Source organism: Cetobacterium sp. (assembly GCF_048470075.1).
Lineage (GTDB): Bacteria > Fusobacteriota > Fusobacteriia > Fusobacteriales > Fusobacteriaceae > Cetobacterium_A.
Map to the genome: position 1 here is coordinate 1 of NZ_DBGBQB010000344.1, position 3,700 is coordinate 3,700.

At 29.8% G+C, this 3,700-nt stretch carries 4 protein-coding genes; all 4 read right to left on the minus strand.

What is annotated here, in order from left to right:
- Positions 1–197: 197 nt before the first annotated feature.
- The 4 genes from ACMOUI_RS11970 to ACMOUI_RS11985 are packed head-to-tail and all read right to left on the minus strand — an operon-like array spanning position 198 to position 3,676.
- The gene (locus tag ACMOUI_RS11970; RefSeq protein WP_418965922.1) at positions 198–1,307 is read right to left on the minus strand and encodes a pyridoxal-phosphate-dependent aminotransferase family protein; all 1,110 of its coding nucleotides are present in this window, start codon (positions 1,305–1,307) and stop codon (positions 198–200) included.
- Between the two features lie 18 nt (positions 1,308–1,325).
- Complete coding sequence (locus tag ACMOUI_RS11975) at positions 1,326–1,994, minus strand: malonyl-[acyl-carrier protein] O-methyltransferase BioC (RefSeq protein WP_418965923.1); 669 nt, start codon at positions 1,992–1,994, stop codon at positions 1,326–1,328.
- Positions 1,972–2,577, minus strand: coding sequence for a pimeloyl-ACP methyl esterase BioG family protein (locus ACMOUI_RS11980; RefSeq protein ID WP_418965924.1), 606 nt, complete (start codon positions 2,575–2,577; stop codon positions 1,972–1,974). The genes ACMOUI_RS11975 and ACMOUI_RS11980 overlap by 23 nt, the downstream gene beginning before the upstream one ends.
- Positions 2,555–3,676, minus strand: a complete 1,122-nt coding sequence (locus ACMOUI_RS11985) for an aminotransferase class I/II-fold pyridoxal phosphate-dependent enzyme (protein WP_418965925.1) — start codon at positions 3,674–3,676, stop codon at positions 2,555–2,557. Before ACMOUI_RS11985 ends, ACMOUI_RS11980 begins: the two co-directional genes overlap by 23 nt.
- Positions 3,677–3,700: the final 24 nt, after the last annotated feature.

Here is a 3,700-nt window from a genome sequence, read left to right on the forward strand (position 1 = left end):
CCTAAGTCTACTACTATTTTTATTGAAAAATATTATTTAAAAAAATATTTTATACTTAAATTTTATAGACTTGCTTTTTTTTCAAGTTTTATTTAAAATATGGGAAAAAATATTAAAAAAAGTTTTAATTGTAGGATATAAATGTGGAAAAAATAAAAAATAGACCATACACTAAATATGGTCTATTTTAAATAATATTACTTTAAATCTATGATAGCTCTTTCTAAACAGTCAAGAGTAAATCTTACTCTATCTTCACGGGCATTTTCTCCCATATGTCCAATTCTGATAACCTTGTCAGCTAAAGGTCCATAAGATCCAGAAAGTAAGATATTATACTTAGTTCTTAGATGAACTAATAAATCCTCTGCTCTTATTCCTTCAGGAGGATAGAAAGCAGTAACTGTAGGAGAGAAATTAGACTCTAAATATAGTGAACAACCCAACTCTTTAAGTCTTTCAATACAAAGGTCTCTCATCTCCTCATGTCTATCAAAAACTCTAAATAAAGTTTCTGATAAAAGGTTATCAATAGCAGTACCCAAACTGATTATATCACTAGCGGGCATAGTATATGGGAAAGTTCTGCTCTCCTCAATATTTTTCCACTGTAAAAGATTGCAATAGAAAGATGGAATAGGAGTTGTTCTATTGTCCATTGCTTTCCAAGCATCATCACTAACAGCAACAATTGTTAATCCAGGAGCTGCTGAAAAAACTTTTTGTGAAGCAGATAGCATGATATCTACTCCCCATTCATCCATTCTAAAATCCACTCCTCCAAGAGCTGCTACAGTGTCAACTACAGTTAAAATACCTTTAGATTTTAATAGTTGGCAAATAGGTCCAATATCATTTAGTAGTCCACTAGGTGTATCACAGTGAACAATAGTGGCGTATTTAAAGTTTGAATCCTTTTCTAAAAAAGTTTTTAGACTGTCTAAATCTACTGATTTTTTCCAACTTGATTCAAATAGAGTAACTTTCCCCCCATAAGGTTCAATAAGCTCCTTAAATCCTTGGCCAAAAAAACCATTAGAAATAACTAAAACTCTATCATCCTTCTCTGTAAGAGATGCACAAGCCGCATCTAATCCAAGCATACCTTCTCCACACATTATAAGAATTTTAGAGTGGTCTGATCCAATAAAATTTCTAAGTCTATGACAAACGAATTTGTAGTAGCTTAAAAAGTCAGGGTCAAGATCAGGGTTTCCAAACACCTTACTTCTTGCATGTAAAGTATTTCCTGAAACAGTAGTAGGGCCAGCGGTCATCATTAGGTAGTTAGGTCTGTAAAATAACATTTTAAATCCTCCTTGATTTTAATTTTTACAAGAAAAATAACTTACTTTGTATGTCAATATAGTAGATTTAAAACTTTTAGTTAAAGAGTAGCTAGAGCTAGAAAATCCAGTGACTCCAGTTTCTTTTAAATGTTTTAAAGCTTTAAGAGGTGTGTCAAATTCTAGAGTAAACTCCTCCTCTTGAAACTCAACAAAAGTATAGTATTTTTTTAAAATTTTATAAATCTCATCTGTGCTTTTATAGTTTAAAGACACTCCAAAATGGTTGAGTATCTCAATTAAGTTTCCTTTAGAATAGATGGAAAAAATTAGTTGTGGGCTGCTTTTAGAAAGTTTCTCAATGAGAGAATCTAAATTTTCAACCCATTGAAAAGCCGAGCTAGAAACAATTAAAGAGTAATCTTTTAATTGAAGTAACTCCATATTTTCAATAAAGAAATCCCTATACGATATCTCTTTAAAAAAATCTTTTGTATTAAAAATATCATTTAAGTCCAAATGATTAAATTCTAAACTATCATAGAGAGTGTTAGTGAAAATACCAGTGCCACATCCTAACTCTAAAATAGTATCATATTTTTTAGATTTATCAATAAATGTTAAAAGTTTTTTAGCAACTTTTTTTTGAGTAATTGCATTATAGTTGTAATTTTTAAATTGTTTATCAAAATTCATCTTCTTCGCCAATAATATCCCTCCAGTTTTTAAAAGCTTCAAAAGGGTAGTGATTACACTGAAGAGTTGTAATAGTGCTAGCCTCTTTTTGGTAGAATTTTAATTGTTTAGAATAGGGAATAATTCTATCTAGAGTTCCAAGGAAAACCCTGTCAAAAGAATGATGCCTATCCGCTGGGTTTTGAAGTATATCCTTTAACTCTAATCCCAATCTTTTTAAATCTGGAGATTCATCAAAAAGATTTAAAGGTAATCCCATATTAAAATAAAATTTTCTAAGATTATCCAAGGAGAGAGTTTCTAAAGTTAATTTAAACATCTTTAAAGAGATTCCGTACTCTCCAATAACGTAGGGAACTCCATTTATAGCGATAGATACACAGTTAAGATTTTTATTTTCCAGTAAAAACTTAGAGGCATAATATACACCAAAAGACCATCCAACCACAAATATTTTTTTGTATTTAGAAAAACTAATATTATCAATGGTATAGGGATAATTAATACAATGAACTTCAATATTTTTTTCATATGCAAGTTTTTCTATAACATTTTCTTTCATTCCCCACCCATTAAAAAAAAGTATTAAGTGCATAGTTTAACTCCTGAAAAAAATTTATAATATTATCTTTTGATAAAGCTGGGGATAGTCCAATCCTAATTCGAGATGTTCCTTTGGGAACTGTTGGTTCTTTTACACCATAGACAAAATAGCCTTTACTTTTTAAATAGTGAGTAATTTTATCCAGTCTGTCATTCTCTCCAATAATAATGGATATTATATGAGTTGTTGAAAGAGTGGTCATATTATATCTTTTTATTAGAGAGTGAGCTAAATTTTGTAGCTCTAAAAGATGATCTCTTCTACTTTTAAATGTTTCCATTTTTTCTAAGAGAAAGAGATTCCAAGCGATATTAATAGGTGGAAGAGCTGTGGTATAGATAAACTTTCTTCCTCTATTAACAATATAATCTTTATATATCTGATCACAAATTAAGTATGCTCCAGTTGAACCACCACCTTTTCCAAGAGGTATTGAGAGAAAGTCAATATGATCAATCAGATTTTCCTCATATGCCATTCCATAGGAATGAACACCAAAAGAGTGAGCTTCATCAATAATTAGATAGAAGTTAAATTGTTTTTTTAAATCTATAAGTTTTTTTAGATGAACACAATCTCCATCCATACTGTATATGGTTTCTGAAATAACAAAGATATTATCAAACTTAGCTCTATTTTTTTCTAAAAGTAGTTTTAAATGCTTGAGATCCAGATGTCTATATCTCAATAGTGTTGCTTTACTATGAATAATTCCATCATGAATACTGGCATGATTTAATCTGTCACTAATAACTAGGGTATTTTCATCACAGAAAGTTTCAATGATACAGCAGTTACAGTCAAATCCACTGTTGAAAAATAAAACAGGTTTTTTATATATACTTTGTGCTTTCTCTTCTAACTCCATAATTAAAGGGTATGAACCACTGATTAATCTGGAAGAGCTAGAGGATAAAGGAAGATAAGGGTAGGAAGTATAGAACTCTTTAAGTAGAAGTGAGTCATTTCCAAGTCCCATATAGTCATTAGATGAAAGGTTTAAAAGATTTTCATCTAAAATATCTAATTTTCTAAGACGTTTTTCATTTTTAAAGTTTTCTAACTCTTTTTTTAATTTTTCTTTTAACATAGTTTATCACCTAAAATATTATAC

Coding starts and splice junctions, on each gene's coding strand:
- ACMOUI_RS11980 (WP_418965924.1), bottom strand. CDS start 2,577: ATGCACTTAATACTTTTTTTTAATGGGTGGGGAATGAAAGAAAATGTT.
- ACMOUI_RS11970 (WP_418965922.1), bottom strand. CDS start 1,307: ATGTTATTTTACAGACCTAACTACCTAATGATGACCGCTGGCCCTACT.
- ACMOUI_RS11985 (WP_418965925.1), bottom strand. CDS start 3,676: ATGTTAAAAGAAAAATTAAAAAAAGAGTTAGAAAACTTTAAAAATGAA.